The organism is Rhizobium sp. TH2 (assembly GCF_024707525.1).
In the GTDB taxonomy this organism is placed as follows: Bacteria; Pseudomonadota; Alphaproteobacteria; order Rhizobiales; family Rhizobiaceae; genus Rhizobium_E.
The window spans coordinates 5,307,501-5,329,345 of record NZ_CP062231.1 but is presented as its reverse complement, the minus strand read 5'-3'; the positions used below and the strand labels follow the sequence as shown (position 1 = coordinate 5,329,345).

Genomic DNA, 21,845 nt, shown 5'->3' with positions numbered 1-21,845 from the left:
CACGGCGTTGTCGAACTTTTTGATTTACATCGCGTTCCATCCCGACATCTGTAGGAGAGATCGATGGCGGCGCATGAGGAAACCGAACAATTCGACCCAATCCTGACGCCACGCAAGGGAATGCCAAGTCCACGGCTAGAGCACTTCAGGGTTGCCTGATCTCCCTCACGACAAGGCGACTATCGGCCGTAATGTTCGGCCAGAGCTTCGATATCCTGCTCCGTCAGGCTTCGCACTGCCCGGTACATGAGTTCGCGATAAGCTGTGCCGCCACGCGCGCCAGCGACAAAGAGCTTGAGCTGATTTCGGATGTAATTTCGACTCAAGCCGGAAAGCTTCGGAAAGGCCGGATTGAGCCCGGGCTTGTCGTGGCAGGTCGAGCAAGCCGGGATCTTGCGGGCGGCATCTCCCGAGACAACGAGTGCAGGCGGCTGCGCCGTGCGACGATCCTCCATCGGACGGTCAGCATAGACTTTCGCCAGTCCCGCAATGTCGGTGTCGTCCAGCGCGGCGACCGCTGTTTGCATGATGCCGCTTGAACGCCGCCCGTCTCGGAAAGCTTCCAGGCTTTCGACGAGATACGTTTCCGACTGACCATTGAGCCTTGGGATCAAGCTGCTGCCGTCCAAGCGCATCGACGCATGGCAAGCGTCGCAACCTTCCACACGCTCGTCCGGTTCGGCAGCGCTCGTCGGCTCCCGCGCGCCGCGAAGGCGATGGTAGGCTTTAGCATCGATCTCCGGGTAGCGCCGCAGGAAGGCAACCATTGCCCAGACCTCGTCATCCCGGTTCGCCGTCGGCCAGGCAGGCATGCCGGTATAGCGCACGCCATGTCTGACAATCTGGAATAGTTCCGCGTCCGACCATTCCCGGACCACGCCCTTGAGATCGGGTGGCGGCGGCAGCATGGCGAGCACGGCCGGCGAGCGGCCGCGTTCCGGCGATCCGTGGCAATCGGCGCAGGCGGCTTCATAATGGCCAGCGGCGAGAGGCAGGTAGGCCGGATTGCCAAGATCGGGCACTTCGACGCCGATGGCGGAGGTGCGAACAGAAGAACGCATCACGAAGTGCAGGAACCAGTCGGTCGCGCGCCAATGGCCGGAACTTGCGCGGATATCGATCACGCCAAGCCACGCGATCACGATGCCGCCGATCAGGATGGAGGCGAGTGCCGCGACGAGGTGTTTCCATCCTATCGTCATCCTGCCTGCTCCCCTGTTTCATTGGAGTCGGCGAGCAAGCGATACAGCAGGGCGACGCCGCCGGCGAGATAGGAGATGGCACCGACGAGTAGCATTGCGACACCGCCGACCTGCTGATCCACCGCAGCGCTGATAGGCACGCTGAAGCAGATCACCTGTCCCGTGGCATAGAGCGGTCGCGGCGACATTGCTAACAGGACCCCCAGCAGCGTCATGTGCATGGATGTGAAGAGCAGTCCTCCGGCACCGGCAAGACGAGACGCCGAGAGACAGCTCAGCCAAAGGAGCAGACCGGCGGCGAGGAAAGTTGCCTGCTCCAGATTTGCGGCAACGGGTGACTGGTCGGCGAGAAGCCGAATTTGCGGCAGGTGCCAAAACCAGACCGCGATCAGTTCGATGAACGACGCGGTGAGCGGCGTGATCCATGTCAGTGCTGGAAAGAAATCCAGCCGCGTTCCATGCAGCCCGATGGCAGTCAATGGCGCAGCGATGGCGACGACGGCCATGTGGGCGACCATGTGGACGGCGAAAGAGCGTTCACCACCGGCTGCCAGAAGCCAGGCGGCGAGCAGTACAAGGATACCGGCGGCGAGGCTTGCTCTCGTCATCGTTGGCATCCTTCGATGAAGATCAGCGGCAGTGCGCCATAGAGCACCGCCGTGAAGCTGAGGCCGGAGAGAAGCAGCGTCGCAAAGCCCTGGAAAAGCGTGCGCGCATGGTGCGTCGGTTCGTCGTGCGGGGGATCGTGGACACCGAAACCCCATTGCCGCCATGCGAGCCAGGCGGCCATGACGATGACAGCCAGCGCGACAATCGTGACCGTTGCCAGCACGATGCGCAATGTGTCGAAGCTGAATCCTGCGACGCCTGCCTTGGCGCAATAGACCGAGAAAGCGCCGTAGCTTGCCAAGAAATGCAGCGCCCAGACCACCGGGGCGGTGAACAGCGTCCAGAGCGATTCGATTTCCTTCGGTATCAGCCGCATCACCGCATCTCCGGAAAGAGGCCTATGACGACAAAGGTCGAAAGGGCGGTAACGGCCATGAAGTGCCAGTAGAGCACGACATTGTGGAGATCCATGTCGTAGCGCGCCGACAGCCGGCCGGCGAAACTGCGCGCGAGGCAATAGGCCTGCATGATGGCGCCGACAGCCGCGTGGAGCACAGTCCAGAGCACCAGCACCCAGACAATAGCGGGATAGACATGAGCCGTCGGGTCCATGCCGTGTGACCATGGCCCATAAAGGCCGGCGAGCGAGCCGCCGAGGGTCAGCAAGAGCGCCGCAAAGAGCACAAGCCGGGTCCAGCCGATCTCACCCGCTGCATTCAGCCGCCGCGCGACAAGCATCTGGGCCCAGGCCAGGAGCAACAGTACCAGCGCCACGAGGGGCCAGAACATGCCCGGTCCGGCCAAACCGCCGGTGAAATCGTCATGTATCGTCCAATAAAAGAAATAGCCGAACAGCAGGCTGCCGAAGGCGGTGCCGTCGCCGACCATGGTGATGAACATTGCCCACCAGCCCACGGAAGCCGGACCGGAGGCATAGAGCGGCAGCTTCAATCCGAGGCCGACATCCTTCTCCTCGTGGTCGGGGATTTCGTTGGTGCCATTCCAGAGCCAAAGCAGGATAGCCGCGAGCGTGATCACGCCGGAGACGATCGCGGTGATCCACCAGTGGAATGTGAGCGCGATGAACACGCCACCGAGCGAAAGCGCCGAGACGATGGTGAGATAGGACGTGCCCGCGACACGGAGGAGCAGTTGAGGCTCGGCGTCGAGCACCGACGTCACGAGCGTCTCGCGCTGGCCTTCCCTCGCATCGGGCAGATAGAAGCGGCCGGCTTTGATGTCCTCCATCAGGTTGGGCTGATCCCACAGCGGATAGCGGCTCTTTATGACAGGCACTGAGCGGACACCCCAATTTTCCTCGGGCTCGCTGATCCATTCGAGCGTGCCTGAATTCCAGGGATTGACCTCGCTCTTCGGCCGCCGATGCTTCGGCCAGAGGACATCGATGACGATGATGGCGACGCCGCTGGCGAAGATGAATGCGCCTGTTGTCGAGATCAGGTTCAGCCAATCCCAGCCCACCTCTTCCGGATAGGTGAAGATGCGTCGCGGCATGCCGCGCAGACCAGTGATGTGCATCGGGAAAAAGGCGATGTTGAAGCCCGCAAACATCAGCCAGAACGCGACCTTGCCCCATGTTTCGTGAAGGTGCTTCGCGTTGATCAGCGGGAAATAGTAATAGAGGCCGGCGACGACGGGAAACAGGACGCCGCCTATCATCACGTAGTGCATATGGGCGACGACGAAATAGGTGTCGTGCGCCTGCCAGTCAAAGGGCACCAGGGCGACCATAACGCCGGTCAGGCCGCCGATAACGAAGATCGCGAGCCCCCCTGCGCCGAACAGCATCGGCACGGAGAGGATCACGCGCCCGGCCAGCATGGTGGCGATGAAGACGAAGATCTGTACGCCTGTGGGGATCGCCACGGCCTCCGATGCCGCCGAGAAAAACGCGAGCGAGATCTGCGGCAGGCCGGTGGTGAACATGTGATGCACCCAGAGCCCGAAGCTCAGGAAACCGGTGCCGACAGCGGCCAGCACGATCCAGGTGTAGCCGACGATCGGCCGCTGTGAGAAGGTCGGCACGATCATCGCCATCAATGCGATCGCCGGCAGAAAGATGATGTAGACCTCGGGGTGGCCGAAGATCCAGAAGAGATGCTGCCAGAGCAGGGGATCGCCGCCGCGCGCCGCATCGAAGAACGGCCAGTCGAACATCCGCTCCATTTCGAACAGGATGTCGCCGGCGATCAGCGGCGGAAAGGCAAACAGGATCATGCCGGCGACGATCAGCAGGTACCAGGCAAAGAGCGGCATCAGATTGATGCGCATGCCCGGCGCGCGGCATTTCATGATGCCGACGATAAGTTCGACGGCCGCGGCAATGGATGCCACCTCGATGAAGGAGAGGCCGAGCAGCCAGATATCCGCGCCGATGCCGGAATATTGCTTGTCGGTGGCGAGCGGCGGATACATGAACCAGCCGGTATTCGGCGCGGCGTTGAAGAAGATCGAACCGCAGACGAAGACGCCGCCGAGCACGAAACTCCAGAAGCCGAAAGCGGAAAGGCGCGGAAACGGCAGTTCGCGGGCGCCGAGCATCGACGGCAGGAGGAAGATCGCCACCGCCTCGAAGATCGGCACGGCAAAGAGGAACATCATCACCGTGCCATGCAGCGTGAAGGCCTGGTTGAAGAGGTCAGCCGACAGGAAATCGTTCCTTGGCACGGCGAGTTGAACCCGCATCAGAAGCGCCAGCACGCCGCCGAAGAGCATGAAGATCATGGCCGCAGCACCATACCAAAGGCCAATCTGGGTATTGTTGACCGATGTCCAGTAGCGCCAGCCGGTGGGGCTGGCCCACACCGCCCGCAGCCGCTCTTCCTGCTCTCGGCGCTCGTTCTCCGGCAGGGCGTCGGCGATCTCGATGGTCATTCGAGGCCTCCGAGCCAGGCGGCAAGCGTTCTGATTTCGGCTTCGGGCAGCATGTCGAAGGCGGGCATCGTCGCGCCGGGCTTGATGGCTGAGGGATCGCGGATAAAGCGCGCAATATTCTCGGGCGTGTTTTCAAGCGCGCCCGCCCCGACCGTCGCCCGTTCGCCGAGAAACGTCAAATCCGGACCAATCCGGCCCACCGCTTCTGTCCCGGCAACTGCATGACAGGCGGGGCAGCCGTGCTTGACGAAGAGTACGGCGCCATCGCTCGATGGCAGCGTGGCGCGGCTTGTCCGTCCGGCGATCCATCTGTCGTAGTCCCGGCGCTCCATCACCACAGCCGTCACCAACATCAGCGCATGCGATGTGCCGCAGAATTCGGCGCATGGTCCGCGATAGATTCCGGCTCGCGTCGGCGTCAGGGTCAACTGATTGGTGCGGCCCGGGATCATGTCCATCTTGCCGCCCAAGGCTGGAATCCAGAAGGAATGGATGACGTCGCGGGCCAACAGCGAGAACGTGGTCGGCTCGCCGAGGGGCAGGCGCAGCTCATTGGCGGTTTCGAAGAGCAACTCGCCCTCGGAATCGCGGTAGCGGATACGCCACCAATATTGCTCCCCTGAAATCTCTATGCGCGGTGCAGCCTCCTGCCCACCGAGCCAGGGCCTGACATTGGGCATGAGCCACAGCGTGTAAGCCAGCAGAAGCAGAAGCACCGCGGAGGGGAATACCGCGCCTCCCCAGAGGATCAGGGCCTGCGAGCCCTCCTGTGGATGCTGCTTCCGCCCTTCGCGAAATGCATGGATCATCAGCCCGATGACAATCAGCCAGATGATGGCGGCGCCCGCAGCCATCGTGAGAAAGAGGACATAGACAGATTGGGCTTCCTCGCCGGCGGGGTTCAGCGCCGACTGCTGGTCGGCGCAGCCCGATAGGAGAACGACGATGATGCCCGGGTAGATCGTGCGGATCGTCTTGCCGGCGCCCAAAGCAATTCCCCAAAGATACCCAGGAACGACCTAAACGCCGAATCTCGTTGCCCGGTTCCACCGCCGCGTCATCGGGATGGCCGGCAAGAATCGCCTTGCACAAGCGGTTCCTCCAAGGTCTCTATGACGAACAGAGCGCCTCGGCCGTCTCGACCACCATTTCTCGCGACATCTTCATGAATGCGTCTATTGACGGAAGCGACCTCCGCTCCTTGAGGCAGGCCGCGAAAGAACGCGTGAACGGTCTGTGTTGAGCAATCGAAAGTGTGCGGAGCCTGTCGTCGCGCGAAAATTCGAAGTCGGAGACGATGCCGAGTCCCAATCCGGCGGCCGTCGCTTCGAGCACGGAATCGCGCGGCAGTTCCATGACGATGTTCGGTCGAATGTTGTTTGTCGCGAGCACCTCTTCCAGTGCTCGGCGGGTCATCGATCCCTTTTCACGCATGATGATCCGTTGGCCGTCCAGTTCCTCGATGTTGAGCTGCGTCCGATGTGCCCACGGATGTGTAACCGGCACGGCGATAACCACTTCATGCTTGCCGAGACAGACCAGATCCAGACGCGGATCATTATAATCGCTGCCGATGATGCCGACATCCACCTCGTAGTTGAGAAGCTTCTGGTAGATGGAGTCGGAATTCGCGCTTTCCAGCGTCACATGCATCAGCGGATAGCGGTCGATATATTTCGACAGTTGTTTCATCACGAAAAACGGCCCGACCGTGCCGATATGGAGCCGGCCAGCGAACTGGTTGCCAACGGTATTCAGCAACGAATGCGCCCGCTCCTCGAGCGAGAATATCTGCCGCGCCACCGCGAGCAACGCCTCGCCGGCATCGGTGAGGGTAAGATCGTTCGGCCCCCGCACGAAGAGCTGCAGATTATAGGTCTCCTCCAGCGCCTTGACCTGCGTGGTCACTGTCGGCTGGCCAATACAAAGCAAGTCGGCGGCCTTGGTGAAACTCAACTCGCGCGCCACGGCATAGAACGACCGAAGCTGATTGAAATTGACATACGTGATCTTGCTTCTTGTTATCGTTTCGCCTCCCGGCACGGCTTCTCCTCCATGTCAGCCATCTCCTTCAGTACGCCGGCAATGATCGAGTCCGGCAAAAGAAGATCCTTTAGAATTGTATAATGATTCAGTCCAGCGAGGACGCGCGACTCCCCATCACGGCCCGCGGACCTCAGACGGCTGGCAAATCCCGCAGCCTGATCGAGAAAGCCAGATGTTTCCTCGGCTCCGACCAATATGCGATAGCGGGCCGGCGGCAAGTCGCAGTCGACGGGGCTCAGCCTCGCGGCACGGTGGATCGTCAGGCCAAGCGCCTGATCGAGGCTGGTGCCGACCAGTGGCCGGACATCGAATATTCCGCTGACCGGTGCCATGCCGGCAAAGGGAATGGCGGAGACAGTCGGATGAGGCCGGGTGTGAAGGCCCGCCCAGACCGCGAGATGGCCGCCCGCGGAATGGCCGGTGGTCAACCACGACGACGGCGGTCCGGTGTGCTCGCTGACAGCATCGACTATCGCCGGAATGCTGGCGGTCGCCGCTTCGGTAATCTGTTCTAGCCGCACCTCCGGTGCCAGCGGATAGTTCGGAAGGGCGACAGAAAATCCTTTTGCAAGAAGCGAATTGGCAACGAAGCTGAAGCGCCGTTTGTCGAGACTCTGCCAATAGCCGCCGTGAAAAAAGATTGCCAAAGGCGCGTGTCTTCCGCCCGGGAACAGGTCGAATGCCATCCGGGGATGTGTCCCATATGGCAGATCGAGCAGACATTTGACTGCCCTGCGCGTCCGTTCGCTCTCCCGATCATAGAGGGCGTAGACATCGTGGCGCTCCGGATGCCGGTCGCGGAAGACGTAGTCGGGTTCGTCGGATCGTGCCACGCTGATTGCCTTATTCGAACATCACGACGCTGCGAACCGAACGGCCGGATCGCATGAGTTCGAAGCCTTCGTTGACCTGGGCGAGCGTGAGTCGGTGAGTAATCTGCCTGTCGACGTCGATCTCGCCCGCCATGAAGCGATCGATGAGCGCAGGCAATTCGCTTCGGCCTTTCACGCCGCCGAAATAGCTGCCGAGAATCGATTTTCCGTAACGCACCTGGACCGGCGGGAACGACAGTTCGCTACCGGCCGGCTCGACACCAAGCAAGACACTCTTGCCCCAGGCCGGAACACAACAGTCCAGCGACTGCCGCATGACCTTGAGCACGCCCGTGCATTCGAAGGCAACATCGACGCCGCCGCCCGTCAGGTCGCGGATGGCGATGACCGGATCGGGGACATCTTCGCCCGGAACAAGAAAGTCAGTCATGCCGTAACTCCGGGCGAGTTCGGTCTTGCTGCGGCTGATGTCGATGCCGATGATGCGTGCCGCGCCAGCGATCCGCGCCCCTTGAATGATGTTGACACCAATCCCGCCGAGCCCGAAGACCGCGACATTGTCTCCCGGCCTGATATGGGTGAGTGCCGCGCCGACGCCCGTGGTGACGCCGCAGCCGAACAAGCAGACCTTGTCGAGCGGCGCATCCTTGCGGATCTTCGCGAGCGCGATTTCCGGCACCACCGTGTAGCGTGACAGCGTCGAAGTTCCCATGAAATGGTGAACCGGCTCCTGCCCGCGCCTGAAGCGCGACGAACCATCAGGCATCACGCCGTGGTCACGCGTCGGCTTGATGGTCCAACAGAGATTGGTACGCTTCGAGCGGCACATGCTGCATTCGCCGCATTCGGGACCATAGAGCGGGATGACGTGGTCGCCGCGCGCAAGCGTCGCGACGCCGGCGCCGACCTCGACCACTCGGCCTGCACCTTCGTGGCCCGGTATCAGCGGATAGACGCTGCTCGCATTGATCCCCTCAAGGGCCGTCAGGTCGGTGTGACAGAGGCCGCTCGCGACGATCTCGACGAGCACCTCGCCCGCCTGCGGCCCCTCCACCGTGACGTCATCGATTTCGAGCAATTGGTTGGGCGCCACGCATATGGCTGCGGGGGACAGGATCATCGCAAGCTCCCTTCAGGCCGCGGCTTCGTGAATGGGCACAAGGCCCGCGGCACGCAGGTCTTCGCGGCTGGCACGGCCGTTGCGCATCAGGTTCCGCGCCTTGCGGAACGCCTTGCCGGCATCGATGCCGAAGAGGCCCCGCATCATCCCGTCGACGACAAAGCAGGCGAGATAGCCGCTTTCGCCAGCGACGCCCTGTTCGTAAACATCCGCTTCCGGCTCGAGCAGTCCTGCAATCTGGTAACGGTGATCGAACTGGTCGGTCCAGAAATAGGGGACGGAGGCCTCGTTCGGCGGTTGACCGCAGATCGCGCTCGCCGCATTGGCCGCCATCTCCTCGGCATTCATCCAGGATTCGAGCCGCCAGCGCCGGTCGTAGCGCGCATTCCGCTGCGAAGCGGCGTCGCCGATGGCATAGACATGTGGGTCGCTGGTGCGACAATATTCATCGACCTCGATGCCATTGTCGACCATCAATCCGGCCGAGCGGGCGAGCGTATCGTTCGGCGAGCCGCCGATGCCGACGAGAACGAGATCGGGATGAACCATCTCGCCGCCGTGCAACCTCATGGAAATCCGCCGCAGCGTCTGGATGATCTCCTCGAAGCCTTGATCGCACAGGATGCGAACACCAGCAGCCCGATGGCGGGCCGTGATCAGATCCGCGATCCGTGCCGGCATGACGCGCCCGAGCGGTCGCGACGCGGCCTCGATGACCGTCACCTCGGCGCCAAGCTTGCTGGCGCTTGCAGCCACTTCAAGACCAATGAAGCCGGCACCGACGATCAGCAGTTTCACACCCGGCTTGATCGCGCCCCGCAGCGCACGTGCCTGTTCCAGCTTGTGCAGATAACAGACGCGCGAGCCCAGCACATCGAGCATCGGCAGCCGGCGCGGCGTGAGCCCCGTGGCAAGCACCAGCTTGCCGTAGCCGATCTGCCTGTTGTCGCCGAGCCGTACCTTCCTGTTCCTGAGGTCGATCGACTGCACGACCTGTCCGGCAATATGCTCGATGTTCAATCCCGCCAGCATGTCGAGATCGATCACGAATGATGGACGAGGCTCAACGCTGTCGACCAGCATGGCCTTTGACAACGGAGGCCTCTCGTAGGGAAGGCAGGGCTCGTCGCCGACGAGGATGATGCCGCCCTGCCAGCCGAAATGCCTGAGCCGTTCGGCGCAGCGGCCACCGGCGTGCCCGGCGCCGACGATCACGATGGGTAGGTCCACGCTGCTCATGCCGCAGGTCTCGCCTCGCGGCGTAACCGCATGACTTCCCCGAGGATCTCGCGATGGACCTGGATATAGCCCTTGCTGACATGCTTGAGATGCGGCTCGACATGATCGTGCAGGCGGCCCAGTGCATGGAAGGGAACGGACGAGGCAAGATGATGCTCGGCGTGGAAGGGCATGTTCCAGTAGAGCTGGCGGAGGACCGGATTGACCAGGGTCGTCCGCGTATTGGCAAGCAGATCCGGGCTTTCGTCGGCACCGGTATGTTCGGCCATGCGGATCGCACGCAGAACCGGTTCGCCGATCACCCGTGGGATGAACCAATAGGTGAGTGCGATCATGCTGCCGAAATAGATCGAGGCGGCGGCAATGGCGATATAGAGCAAGACGAGCAGCCTGATCTCAAGCGAGACCTGGCCCCGGACCGAGTCCGGCAGGAAGGTCTGCTCTTCCTCGGTGTAGCGCCCGGTCGAACCGCGAACCAGCGTGCCAACCAGCTTGGGCCAGAACGAGGCACCGAGGATCATCGAGAAATACTCCCTCAGACTCGTCGGGAACGGCACGATGTCAGGGTCACGCTCGTCATGCTGGGTGTAAGTGTGGTGCGCAGCGTGCCGGTACTTGAAATAGAGGAAGGGCCGCATCGTGATCGCGCCGATCGTAAAGCCGACCAGATGATTGAGCCAGCGGGACCGGAAGGCCGTGCCATGCGAGCATTCGTGCAAGGGCGCAAACATCAGTACGATGACAGTGCCGTAGAGCAGCATCGCGGGAATCTGCAGCCAGAGGTTTCCCGAGGAGAGGTAGATAAGCGAGGCGGTGACTGCCAGCGCGAGGATATGGACCGCCAGGTTATAGAGTCCCGGCCCGTTTGTCCGCACGCGCAATTCCTTGAGCTTGACACGCGAAACGACTTCCGGACCGGTGAGCGGCCATATGTTGCTGCCGACGCCGCCTATGCCGGCATAGCTTGCCGAATTATTGCCTTCCATGGCGTTCTCCACCTCAAAGTTGTGACCGTCGCAACTCTAGCGACTGCCCCGGCGTTGGAAAAATTCATTGTTCCGATAGGGTCATTGCTGGCGCGAGGTGATGTTCAAAAGAGAGGGCCGGGCGGGCCCCGGGGAGGAAATCCCGCCCGGCACTGCGGCTTCGCTCACGCGAAGAACCGCTGCGTTATGGCTTCGGCCGAAAATTCGGATCGTTGGAACTCTCCGGTGATCCTGCCGCGGCTCATAACGATGATGCGGTCGCAGACGTGCAGCATTTCCTGCAGCTCCGTGGTCATCAGGATCAGCGCCCGGCCTTCTTCTGCCAAAGTCTGCAGGGCATCCCAGATCTCGGCCTTTGCGCCAACGTCCACACCGCGAGTGGGATCCTCGGCAATGACGATCCCGCTCTTTCTTGCTATCCATTTGCCGATGACGATTTTCTGCTGATTGCCGCCCGACAATTGGGAGGCCTTCTGCGCAATCGTGCTGACCTTGATCGAAAGCAGCTTGACGAGGTCCGATGCCAGTCGGCGGACCCGTCCATGACGCAGCACTCCCCATTTGCCCACGACCCCGAGCATCGTCATCGACGCATTGTCCGCGACATTCATTCCGAGGACCAGGCCTTCGTGCTTGCGGTCCGCCGGCATATAGGCAACGCCCAGCCGGATGGCATCATGCGGCGATCTCAGCCTGACCATCGAATTGTCGATGACGATCCGGCCCTCGTCGGTCGAGATTGCGCCGAACAGTGCCTGTGCCAGGGCTTCGCGATTGCAGCCGAGCAAACCGGCGACACCCAGTATCTCGCCTTTCCTGAGCTCGAAGGAAATTTCCCTGAACTTCCCCGTTTTGGCGAGCCGATCGACCTTGAGCCTGACTTCGCCCTGAGCACGAGGGCGATAGACGCTTTGCAGATCGGCCTTCGCCTTTCCGACCATGTGAGACACGAGCAGCGGCTCGGTCACACCGGTCGCGTCAAGCGTCGTCACGACCCTGCCATCCCTGAGCACGGTGATGCGGTCGGAGATCTCGAGCACCTCGTTGAGGCGATGGGAAACATAGACGATCCCGAGCCCTTTGGATTTCAGCATCTTCACCACACTGAGCAGGTGGGCGACCTGGTCGTCGTTCAGCGATGCGGTCGGTTCGTCGAGAACGATCACTTTCGGATCGGTGGCCAGTGCGCGGCAGATTTCGACGATCTGCTGTTCGTTGAGACTGAGCGTCCTGAGTTCCCGGTTGGGGTCGATGCGCACGCCGATGGTTTCGAGCAACTCGCTCGCCTTGCGGTTCATCGTCGCCCGATCGATCCGGCCGAAACTGCTTCTCGGCTCGCGGCCCAGGAACATGTTCTGTGCCACGCTGAGATTGGGGCAGAGCACGAGTTCCTGGTGCACCATCGCCAGCCGGTGCTCGATCGCGATCGTCGGCGTGGCAAGTGTCACCTGCTCGCCGCCGATCAGGATATGGCCCTCGTTGGGCTGTTGCAGACCGTTCATGCAGGAGAGCAGCGTCGATTTGCCCGCGCCGTTCTCACCGACAAGTGCGTGAACTTCACCGGCCTTCAAATCGAAGGACACATCGGCGAGAGCCCGGACTCCGGGAAAGGTCTTGCTGATATTGCGAAGTTCGAGGAGCGGCGTCTGGTTTTCCATGGCGCCCTCAATTCACCGAGTATTTTTCGAGCAGGCCCCGATGCCGGTCCATCGATGGCATGAGGCTCTGATAGATCGCCCGCCATTCCTCGAAGAAATCCACATAGCGGCGGTTGGCGGCGGGGTCGGGGTCGATCGTCTCCTTGATCCGGATGATGTCGGCGAGCGGCGTGACCGGATCGGGATAGATCCCGGCCGCGACGGCTGCGAGCACCGCGTCCCCGATCGGGGCCGCCTCGCCGATATCGGGAACCTTGAGCGGCCGGTTGACGACATTTGCGGTGATCTGGTTCCAGAACCGGCTCTTGGTCGGGCCACCATTGAGGACGAGCGTGTCGATCCTGGCGCCGGCCTCTTCCGCGATGCGGAAGTTGGAGAGCAGGTCGAACGCCACGCCCTCGATCAGCGAACGAATCATCGTCGCACGCGTGGTCGTCGGCTGCACGCCGAAGAAGACGCCGGTCGCGTTGCTATTCCAGTTGGGCGCCAGCGAATTGCCGAGATAGGGCAGATAGAGCAGGCCGTTCGAGCAAGCCGGCACGTGCTTTGCCTGCTCGGTGAAGAGATCGAACACATTCTGGCCCATGCGCTCGGCAAGACGGAATTCGGAGTCACCGAACTGATCGCGGAACCACTTGAGCGAAGCGCCCGTAAACGCCATGGGTGCGTCGAACATGGTCAGACCCGGCAGGACATGCGGCCATTTCAGGATGCGGTATTCTTCCAGCACCTGCTCGGTCGGGATCATGATCCCGAGATTCGATCCCGTGCCCATGGAATAGAAGGCTTCGCCAGCCTTGGTGACGCCGACGCCGAGGGCGGCGGAACTGATGTCCGTGCCGCCGGCCGCGACGATCGTGCCAGGGCGCAGACCGGTCTCCTCGGCCGCCTTGGTGGTGATCTCGCCGACGACCTCGTGCGATCTGTAAAGCCTGGGGAACTTCTCGATCGGAATGCCGATCGCGTTGGCGACCGCCGGGCTCCAGGCTTCCTTCTGGTATTCGTAGGCATAGGCGAGGCCGGCATCGCCCGTGTTCATCGTGAAATTGCCGCACATGCGATAGGTGCAATAGCCCGCGGGCGACAGGAACTTATGCGTTGCGGCAAAGACATGCGGCTCATGCTTGGCGATCCACAGCGCCTTGGGATCGATGAACCACGGCGCGACACGATTGCCGTTGTTGCGGTTGATCTCCTTCTCGCCGATCGTGTTGCGGATATCCGTGCATTCTTCCTCGGAACGTGAATCCATCCAGATCATCGCCGGGCGGAGCGGCTTGCCCTTGTCGTTGACGGGAAGCGTGACGCCGACGAGGCCCGAAATCGCAACGCCGGCGATCTGGTCGGCGAAATTGCCCTGTTCGAGACATTGCCGGATCGAGGAGGTAACAGCCTGCCAATAATTGTCGGCCTCCTGCTCCGCCCAGCCCGGCCGTGGATGAAAGAGCGGGTGCTCCTGCGATCCGAACGCCATGATCTTTCCGGTCTGCGTGTCGAGCACGCAGGCTTTCACATTCGTGGTCCCGATATCGATTCCGATTGTAAGATGTCCAGCCAAGCGAGTTCCTCCCCATGCCAGTCGATTGAGTGATTACGTCTTGCGTTGAAAGCGGCTCAGGCTCACGGCGAGGATCAGCACGGCTCCGATCGTGAGATTCTGATACCAGGTCGGGACGCCCCACATGGCGAGCAGGTTCAGCCCCGCCGAGAAGGCGACCGCCGCCAGAAGCACACGCCACAGAGATCCGGTCCCTCCGGCAAGCGCCACGCCTCCGATGACGGCGATGGCGATCGCCGTCAGCTCATAGCCTTGCGCCAGCGCCGCCTCGACGGATTTGAGCCGGGCGGTAAAAACCAATCCCCCCATCGTCGCGAATAGCCCGCTCAGCGCGAATGCCGCGACGATATACCTGTTGGTCTTGATACCGGAATAGAGAGTGGCAGTCTCGTTGCCGCCGATCGCGTAGAGCCGGTTGCCCGCCACGGTTCTGGAAAGAAAACTCTGTGCGAGCGATACGAGGAACAAGAGCAGCACGAAGCTGACCGGTATGCCAAGCCAGAGCGCGTCGCTCAGCCAATTGAAGAATGCGCCCTTCAGATAGAAGGGTGCCCCGTTGGTGGCTAGATAGCTCAGGCCGCGCAAGGCCGTCAGCGACACCAGCGTCATGATGAAGGACGCCACCTTGAAATAGGCGACACCGATCCCGTTGATGACACCGACGGCGATCCCGGTCAGTAGCGAGATGGCGATGAAAGGCAGCGGCGAGCCCGCGAATGTGTTGCCCTTGACAATCCACCTCAGGCCCAGTTCGCGGCCGAGCCAGGCGGTGATGACGACGCCGATGATGATCGAGAAGACCATGTTGGCGGCCACCGAGAGGTCGATCCTGCCGGTGATCAGGACGACGGCCATGCCGCTGGCGAGCAATCCGACGAGGGCTGCGTTGCGCAGCAGATTCTGGATGTTGAGCGCCGAGAGATAGTGAGGCGATGTCGCGGCCCCAACAATCAGGATCGCCAGGATGATCCACAGGATCGGTTCTTTGGCGACGTTTCCGACCCAGGGCGGTCGAACGGCCGGCACAGGCGTGGTTTCGGCGATGATCATTTCACGAACCTCCGGTTCTTCATGCCCGGCATGACGACGACGAGGATGACGAGCGCGGTGACGACCTGCTGCATGTAGAAGCTGACGCCCATCTGGTTGAGCAGGTTGTTGATCACACCGATGATCAGGGTTGCGGTGAGCGTGCCGAACACCGAGCCGGTGCCGCCGGCAAGTGCGGCGCCGCCAAGCACCGTCACCGCCAGTACCTTGAGCTCCAGGCCCGGAAAGGCGGCGGGATTGATATAGCCGAGCCGGGCGCTCTCGATGAGGCCGGTGAGTGCGGCGCAGAGGCCGCAGAATGCGAAGACCGCGATCTTCACGCGGTCGATCCGGATGCCGGACAAAAGTGCGGCGCGCGCATTGCCGCCCGTGGCGTAGAGCTTGCGCCCGAAGGTCGAGCTTCTCGTGATGAAAACGCAGATGAGCGCCAGAACCGCCAGCAGGATGATCGGCACCGGCACACCGAGAAGGGCGCCGCGTCCGAACCACATATATTCCGCGATCTTTTCCGGATAGGTCGCCTGGCCGGCGGAGAAGATGTTTGCAAGGGCACCTGCAATGCCCAGCATCGCGAGCGTCGAGATCAGCGAGGAAATGCCGACTTTCGCCACGAGTACGCCATTGGCGATCCCAAGACAGAGCCCGCATAGCAAGGTTGCTCCGAGGATCAGCACCGGCGATCCGGTAGGCAGCAACAGCCCGCCGATAACGGTTGAGAGCACAGCGACACCGGCCACGGAGAGGTCGATCTCGCCGGTTATTACGACCATCGTCATGCCGAAGGCGAGGATGCCTATTCCGGCCACGGCGGTGAAGATGACGCGAAGGTTCTCCGACGACAGGAAGCCGGGATAGAGAACCTGGCCCGCGGCGACCAGCGCGATCAGTACCGCGACACGGCTGAGATCGCCGATCTCGGGCAGAAATCGCGTCTGCGCCTGCCACCCGGCTGTTTTGAACGAAGGCTTCTCTTCGATGATGGTCATGTGACGGGTCCGCCGGAATAACTTATGGTCTAGCGCCGCAGCCGGTGAACAGGCTGCGGCGCGCTTCGTGGGAACTCTGTCCCTTTAGTTGACGGCCGGACCATAGGCATAGGGCCACTCGTCCGGCGTCATGGTCTCGACGCCTTCGATGGTCATCTTGGTCTTGGTGATCATCGGCAGGTTCGGGGTCATGATGAGTTTCGGCGGAGCCTCGTTGAGACCTTCCTTGGCACCGATATGCTTGATGACCGCGCGGATGCCGATATCGCCGATCAGCGGCGTATAGGGCGACACCATGTCGATATTCCCGTCGATGATCTCCTTCAGGACTTCCTTCGCGTCGTCGTTGGCGAGGATCACGATCTTCTTGCTGCCCGGCGCTGAATTCAGGCGCTTTGCCTCACGAATAGCATCGAGTGCGCCCATCGCTTCCTCGCCGCCTGTATTGAAGCTCACGGCGATATCGCTATAGGCCTGGAGCGCATCCGCGGTCGACTGGAACGCCAAGGTGCGCTGGCTGTTGGTGTGATAGTTGCCCTGGATGTTGAAGCCATCGACATTGCCGATCGCTTCGAGGAAGGCACCGGTGCGGATCGAGTCGGCGGTGCTGCCGAGATCCTTGCGGTTGAGGACGATATTGCCCTCCTTCATCACTTCCTTGAGATAGAGACCTTCCTGCAGTCCGTTGGCGTAGAAATTGCCGAGGACTTCGGAACTGATCTTCTCGGACGAGGTGCGGCGGTCGACGCTGACGACCGGAATACCGGCGTCGATCGCGCGATCGACCGGCGGGCCCATCGGCGCTTCGCGCGACGGCCAGAGCACGATGCCATCATATTGCTTGGCGACCCAGGTATCGATGACCTGTCCCATCTTGTTGTCGTCGAACTCAGCGTCGATGACCTCGATCTGGATGTTCGGATGGCGGGCAGCCTCCCACGCGGCGGTATCGGCGAGGCTGATCAGCCAGGGATGGTTGAAGCCATGGAAGACGAAGCCGATCTTGTAGGTCTTCTTGGGATCGAGCACCGCCCCTTCGGGCAGCGGAATGTAGTCGGTGAACGGTGCCTTGATCTCGAGCTTGCTGTAAGGACCGGTGAACGTCGCGCCCATGCCCGGCTTCCATACGAAGCCCTCGGCCAGTCCGCCGACCGGATAGGCATCGAGATAGTCGCGGAATCCGTCTTTTTCGAACAGTTCACCGACACTTTTGTTGGAGATGCCCTCCTGCGCACTCTTCGAATAGGATGCGATCAGGCCATTCAGCACATCATGAACGCCCTCGGCATGTGCCTGAACGGTCAGACAGCCCTGGGCAGCCGCAAATGCAACGAGGCTCATTGCGCCGCCAATGACGGCGCGCCGTGTAATTCTCAACATGGTTTCCTCCCTAAACTGGACGATATTGTCCCATCTGATCGCGCCGCTCCTCCGGGCGCGCCAGCATTCCTCCGTACGGCCGGTCACTCGACCAGCACGTACACCTGCCCATTCTCGACCTTGGTCTTGAAAGTTTTCAGATTCTTCGTGACGGGCGGCGAAAGCGCGGCACCCGTGCGTATGTTGAACAGCCCCTGATGCAGCGGACATTCGATGGTCTCGCCGTCGATATATCCCTCGGACATGAAGGCATGCTCGTGCGTGCAGATTCCCGCGGTGGCAAAAAACGTTCCGGACAGATTATAGACGGCAATGCACTGTCCATTGTGATTGAACCGCATCGCATCCTCCAATGCGAGCGCCCCGGCCTCCACTGCCATGACCCATTCCGACGCGGTTACGTTGGAGCTCTCCTCACCCATGGTATTCTTTCGATTTTGTTTGTTTCATTGCCGATTAGGTTCGTTCTGATCTTAGTTATGCCTCCCGGGTGCTCAAATTCATTCTTTAGATAGGGTCATTGGCACTCCTGGTTCGCCGACCTGCCGCCGGTGGTTCAGCTGGCAGGGGCCGGTCAGAAGGCTGACCCGCGACGGTGTTGAGAGCCGAACTTCAGACCCCCGTCGTTCAAATCGGCTGGTGCGATGACCTTACTTTGCAAAGTTTGGGTTGACCGTTCTTGTTCGCAAGGCGACACTCCAAGCCGCGGGCGGACAGGAGGGAATAATGGACGAACCAGAACTCTGGCGACATATGTCAGGCGCACCGAAAGACGGCAATCGCATCCTCGTAACGATCCGCCAGTCCGAGCAGGGGCCAGCGGAAGTCGATCTCGCCTATTGGTCGAATGGTGATCAGTTCGGCGGAGAAGGATGGCGCTCCTCGGATTCCTCGCCGGGTCGCATTGTTGAATACGCGGAGCCGGAATTGAAGTGCTGGATGCCGATGCCTTCAGCCAACCTGGCTCGCACCTCATTTCCCTCGCCCTGGGAGGGCAAAGACGCCCCAGAGCTCGATGGATCCGGGATTTGAGAGCCTCGCGGGGGAGCTTGATGTCTTCTTTCTGAAGCTGGCGAGTGCGCTAAGCCCGCGCCCGTTTCGGCAACAAAAAAGCCGCCACATTTCTGTGACGGCTTTGATTTGGTTGCGGGGGCAGGATTTGAACCTGCGGCCTTCAGGTTATGAGCCTGACGAGCTACCGGGCTGCTCCACCCCGCGTAATTTTGAGCTGCCGAGCATTGCCCGGTCTTCTTTGTTTTGCCGGTCCTCGAAGTCTTTGGCTTCTGCGGGTCGGCGGGGGCTGCTCCACCCCGCGTAAGTCTTCGGACATTGGGTCCGGCTTATCTATGATCTTACAACGACAATGGGCCGCTTTGAGGGCGGCCCGTAGTATGTCCGGTCGTTGCCGGTTGTGATCGTTTGCTGAGAATGATTAGTTTTGCGTTTTGCAGACCTGGCAGCGACCTACTCTCCCGTGCCTTAAGACAAAGTACCATCGGCGCTGGGGCGTTTCACGGCCGTGTTCGGAATGGGAACGGGTGCGGCCACCCCGCCAGAACCACCAGGTCGGCAAAGCGCAAAGCTAATCATGAGAAGCTGGCGAGATCGCGGGCTTGATAAAGCTCCGCATCATCTCTTTGTTTATTTGAATGAATGCAGTGTTTTCACAATGTTTCTCAACAGCCTGCGATGGAATTACCCATACAGGCCGGTAGGCCGTCGCCACGCGTGTGGCGGAGCCCGTCCGGAGCGCTCTTTCGCGCGTCAGGACAAAGAAAGCAGATGATGTTCACCGGAGAAGGCAAAGCCTTCGCCGGAAGATGAACATTATCAATGAGAACGATGAAGTCTATCGAGCTATTAGTAACGGTAAGCTTCACATGTTGCCATGCTTCCACACCCGTCCTATCAACGTGGTCGTCTTCCACGGCTCTCAGGGAACACTCGTTTTCAGGTTGGTTTCCCGCTTAGATGCCTTCAGCGGTTATCCATTCCGTATATAGCTACTCTGCTATGCCCTTGGCAGGACAACAGATCCACCAGAGATACGTCCATCCCGGTCCTCTCGTACTAGGGACAGATCCTGTCAATATTCCTACACCCACGGCAGATAGGGACCGAACTGTCTCACGACGTTCTGAACCCAACTCACGTACCGCTTTAAATGGCGAACAGCCATACCCTTGGGACCTGCTCCAGCCCCAGGATGCGATGAGTCGACATCGAGGTGCCAAACAACCCCGTCGATATGGACTCTTGGGGGTCATCAGCCTGTTATCCCCGGCGTACCTTTTATCCGTTGAGCGATGGCCCTTCCACGCGGGACCACCGGATCACTATGACCGACTTTCGTCTCTGCTCGACTTGTCAGTCTCGCAGTCAGGCGGGCTTATGCCATTGCACTCGACGAACGATTTCCGACCGTTCTGAGCCCACCATCGCGCGCCTCCGTTACTCTTTCGGAGGCGACCGCCCCAGTCAAACTACCCACCATACACTGTCCCGGACCCGGATGACGGACCGCGGTTAGACATCCACGAAGATAAGGGTGGTATTTCAAGGATGGCTCCACGAGAGCTGGCGCCCTCGCTTCAAAGCCTACCACCTATCCTACACATGCCTTGGCGAATGCCAGTGTAAAGCTATAGTAAAGGTGCACGGGGTCTTTCCGTCTGACCGCAGGAACCCCGCATCTTCACGGGGAATTCAATTTCACTGAGTCTATGTTGGAGACAGCGGGGAAGTCGTTACGCCATTCGTGCAGGTCGGAACTTACCCGACAAGGAATTTCGCTACCTTAGGACCGTTATAGTTACGGCCGCCGTTTACTGGGGCTTCGATTCAAAGCTTGCACCTCTCCTCTTAACCTTCCAGCACCGGGCAGGCGTCAGACCCTATACGTCGTATTGCTACTTCGCAGAGCCCTGTGTTTTTGATAAACAGTCGCTACCCCCTGGTCTGTGCCACCCTACTGCACTTGCGTACAATAGGGTCACGCTTCTTCCGAAGTTACGCGTGCAATTTGCCGAGTTCCTTCAACATAGTTCTCTCAAGCGCCTTGGTATGCTCTACCTGACCACCTGTGTCGGTTTCGGGTACGGTCTATACGGTGGAGCTATTTCCTGGAACCGCTTCCCTGCCCAATCAATCCAATAAGACTGAACAAGTTACGCAATCCGTCACTACCACCAGGCCCACGAATATTAACGTGGTTCCCATCGACTACGCATTTCTGCCTCGCCTTAGGGGCCGGCTAACCCTGCTCAGATTAACTTTAAGCAGGAACCCTTGGTCTTTCGGCGAGGGAGTCTCTCACTCCCTTTATCGTTACTCATGTCAACATTCGCACTTCCGATACCTCCAGAGGCCCTCACGGGTCCTCCTTCACAGGCTTACGGAACGCTCCGCTACCACGTACACTTGCGTGCACATCCTCAGCTTCGGTGCATGGCTTTAGCCCCGTTACATTTTCGGCGCAAAACCCCTTAATTAGACCAGTGAGCTGTTACGCTTTCTTTAAATGATGGCTGCTTCTAAGCCAACATCCTGGTTGTTTTGGGAGTCTCACATCCTTTCCCACTTAGCCATGACTTGGGGACCTTAGCTGGAGGTTAGGGTTGTTGCCCTTTTCACGACGGACGTTAGCACCCGCCGTGTGTCTGCCGATTAGTACTCCCCGGTATTCGGAGTTTGGTTAGGATCAGTAAGACGGTGAGTCCCCATAGCCCATCCAGTGCTCTACCCCCGGGGGTATTCGATCGACGCTCTACCTAAATAGATTTCGCGGAGAACCAGCTATCTCCAGGTTTGATTGGCCTTTCACCCCTAACCACAAGTCATCCCAATCTATTGCAACAGATGCGGGTTCGGTCCTCCAGTTGGTGTTACCCAACCTTCAACCTGCTCATGGCTAGATCACCTGGTTTCGGGTCTAATGCAACAAACTAAATCGCGCTATTAACACTCGCTTTCGCTGCGCCTACACCTACCGGCTTAAGCTTGCTTGTTACACTAAGTCGTTGACCCATTATACAAAAGGTACGCAGTCACCCTTGCGGGCTTCCACTGTTTGTAGGCAACCGGTTTCAGGTTCTATTTCACTCCCCTTGTCGGGGTGCTTTTCACCTTTCCCTCACGGTACTTGTTCGCTATCGGTCATGCACGAGTACTTAGGCTTGGAGAGTGGTCTCCCCATGTTCAGACAGGATTTCACGTGTCCCGCCCTACTCAAGGACAATGAGTGTTCTACATGTACGGGGCTATCACCCGCTAAGGCCGGACTT

Annotated in this window: 17 protein-coding genes, 1 tRNA gene and 2 rRNA genes (1 of these 20 only partly in view); 1 reads left to right on the top strand and 19 read right to left on the bottom strand. The window is 60.3% G+C overall.

Features of this window, described 5'->3' with window-relative positions; all coding sequences use genetic code 11:
• Window positions 1-179 precede the first annotated feature (179 nt).
• The 16 genes from IHQ71_RS26110 to IHQ71_RS26035 form a co-directional block, all read right to left on the bottom strand.
• Entirely contained in the window at window positions 180-1,202 is a 1,023-nt protein-coding gene (locus IHQ71_RS26110; RefSeq protein ID WP_258159309.1) for a c-type cytochrome, read from the bottom strand.
• Complete coding sequence (locus tag IHQ71_RS26105) at window positions 1,199-1,810, bottom strand: cytochrome c oxidase assembly protein (protein ID WP_258159308.1); 612 nt, start codon at window positions 1,808-1,810, stop codon at window positions 1,199-1,201. The genes IHQ71_RS26110 and IHQ71_RS26105 overlap by 4 nt, the downstream gene beginning before the upstream one ends.
• Window positions 1,807-2,187, bottom strand: a complete 381-nt coding sequence (locus IHQ71_RS26100) for a hypothetical protein (RefSeq protein ID WP_258159307.1) — start codon at window positions 2,185-2,187, stop codon at window positions 1,807-1,809. Before IHQ71_RS26100 ends, IHQ71_RS26105 begins: the two co-directional genes overlap by 4 nt.
• Window positions 2,187-4,706 (bottom strand): cytochrome c oxidase subunit I, encoded by a 2,520-nt coding sequence (gene ctaD / locus IHQ71_RS26095; protein WP_258159306.1) that lies wholly within the window; start codon window positions 4,704-4,706, stop codon window positions 2,187-2,189. The genes IHQ71_RS26100 and ctaD overlap by 1 nt, the downstream gene beginning before the upstream one ends.
• Window positions 4,703-5,695 carry a cytochrome c oxidase subunit II gene (gene coxB, locus IHQ71_RS26090; protein ID WP_258159305.1) on the bottom strand — a complete coding sequence of 331 codons (993 nt, stop codon included), beginning with the start codon at window positions 5,693-5,695 and terminating at the stop codon, window positions 4,703-4,705. Before coxB ends, ctaD begins: the two co-directional genes overlap by 4 nt.
• A 121-nt stretch (window positions 5,696-5,816) precedes the next feature.
• Complete coding sequence (locus IHQ71_RS26085; RefSeq protein ID WP_258159304.1) at window positions 5,817-6,749, bottom strand: LysR substrate-binding domain-containing protein; 933 nt, start codon at window positions 6,747-6,749, stop codon at window positions 5,817-5,819.
• Window positions 6,728-7,438: an alpha/beta hydrolase gene (locus IHQ71_RS26080; protein WP_258159303.1), complete on the bottom strand. Its 711-nt coding sequence runs from the start codon at window positions 7,436-7,438 to the stop codon at window positions 6,728-6,730. Before IHQ71_RS26080 ends, IHQ71_RS26085 begins: the two co-directional genes overlap by 22 nt.
• Before the next feature lie 157 nt (window positions 7,439-7,595).
• Window positions 7,596-8,702, bottom strand: a complete 1,107-nt coding sequence (locus IHQ71_RS26075; protein WP_374990057.1) for a zinc-binding dehydrogenase — start codon at window positions 8,700-8,702, stop codon at window positions 7,596-7,598.
• Window positions 8,703-8,717: 15 nt separating this feature from the next.
• Window positions 8,718-9,944 (bottom strand): NAD(P)/FAD-dependent oxidoreductase, encoded by a 1,227-nt coding sequence (locus tag IHQ71_RS26070; RefSeq protein WP_258159301.1) that lies wholly within the window; start codon window positions 9,942-9,944, stop codon window positions 8,718-8,720.
• The gene (locus IHQ71_RS26065) at window positions 9,941-10,930 is read right to left on the bottom strand and encodes a fatty acid desaturase (RefSeq protein ID WP_258159300.1); all 990 of its coding nucleotides are present in this window, start codon (window positions 10,928-10,930) and stop codon (window positions 9,941-9,943) included. Before IHQ71_RS26065 ends, IHQ71_RS26070 begins: the two co-directional genes overlap by 4 nt.
• A gap of 164 nt (window positions 10,931-11,094) precedes the next feature.
• On the bottom strand, window positions 11,095-12,588 hold the full coding sequence (locus IHQ71_RS26060; protein WP_258159299.1) for a sugar ABC transporter ATP-binding protein: 1,494 nt from the start codon (window positions 12,586-12,588) through the stop codon (window positions 11,095-11,097).
• Between the two features lie 7 nt (window positions 12,589-12,595).
• On the bottom strand, window positions 12,596-14,146 hold the full coding sequence (locus IHQ71_RS26055; RefSeq protein WP_258159298.1) for an FGGY-family carbohydrate kinase: 1,551 nt from the start codon (window positions 14,144-14,146) through the stop codon (window positions 12,596-12,598).
• A 33-nt stretch (window positions 14,147-14,179) separates the two neighbouring features.
• Window positions 14,180-15,196 carry an ABC transporter permease gene (locus IHQ71_RS26050; RefSeq protein ID WP_258159297.1) on the bottom strand — a complete coding sequence of 339 codons (1,017 nt, stop codon included), beginning with the start codon at window positions 15,194-15,196 and terminating at the stop codon, window positions 14,180-14,182.
• Complete coding sequence (locus tag IHQ71_RS26045; RefSeq protein ID WP_258159296.1) at window positions 15,193-16,182, bottom strand: ABC transporter permease; 990 nt, start codon at window positions 16,180-16,182, stop codon at window positions 15,193-15,195. The genes IHQ71_RS26050 and IHQ71_RS26045 overlap by 4 nt, the downstream gene beginning before the upstream one ends.
• 84 nt (window positions 16,183-16,266) lie before the next feature.
• The gene (locus IHQ71_RS26040) at window positions 16,267-17,562 is read right to left on the bottom strand and encodes a sugar ABC transporter substrate-binding protein (protein WP_258159295.1); all 1,296 of its coding nucleotides are present in this window, start codon (window positions 17,560-17,562) and stop codon (window positions 16,267-16,269) included.
• Window positions 17,563-17,645: 83 nt separating this feature from the next.
• The gene (locus IHQ71_RS26035; RefSeq protein WP_258159294.1) at window positions 17,646-17,984 is read right to left on the bottom strand and encodes a non-heme iron oxygenase ferredoxin subunit; all 339 of its coding nucleotides are present in this window, start codon (window positions 17,982-17,984) and stop codon (window positions 17,646-17,648) included.
• A 304-nt stretch (window positions 17,985-18,288) separates the two neighbouring features.
• On the opposite strand from IHQ71_RS26035, the gene IHQ71_RS26030 reads away from it, so the two are divergent.
• A complete protein-coding gene (locus tag IHQ71_RS26030) occupies window positions 18,289-18,594 on the top strand; it encodes a hypothetical protein (protein ID WP_258159293.1) in 306 nt (101 codons plus the stop codon).
• A 109-nt stretch (window positions 18,595-18,703) separates the two neighbouring features.
• On the opposite strand, the gene IHQ71_RS26025 is transcribed toward IHQ71_RS26030, so the two are convergent.
• The 3 genes from IHQ71_RS26025 to IHQ71_RS26015 all read right to left on the bottom strand — a co-directional run.
• Window positions 18,704-18,780 (bottom strand) — tRNA-Met (locus IHQ71_RS26025).
• Between the two features lie 233 nt (window positions 18,781-19,013).
• Window positions 19,014-19,128 (bottom strand): 5S ribosomal RNA (gene rrf / locus IHQ71_RS26020).
• 273 nt (window positions 19,129-19,401) lie between these two features.
• Window positions 19,402-21,845, bottom strand: a 23S ribosomal RNA gene (locus IHQ71_RS26015); it runs 355 nt beyond the window's last position.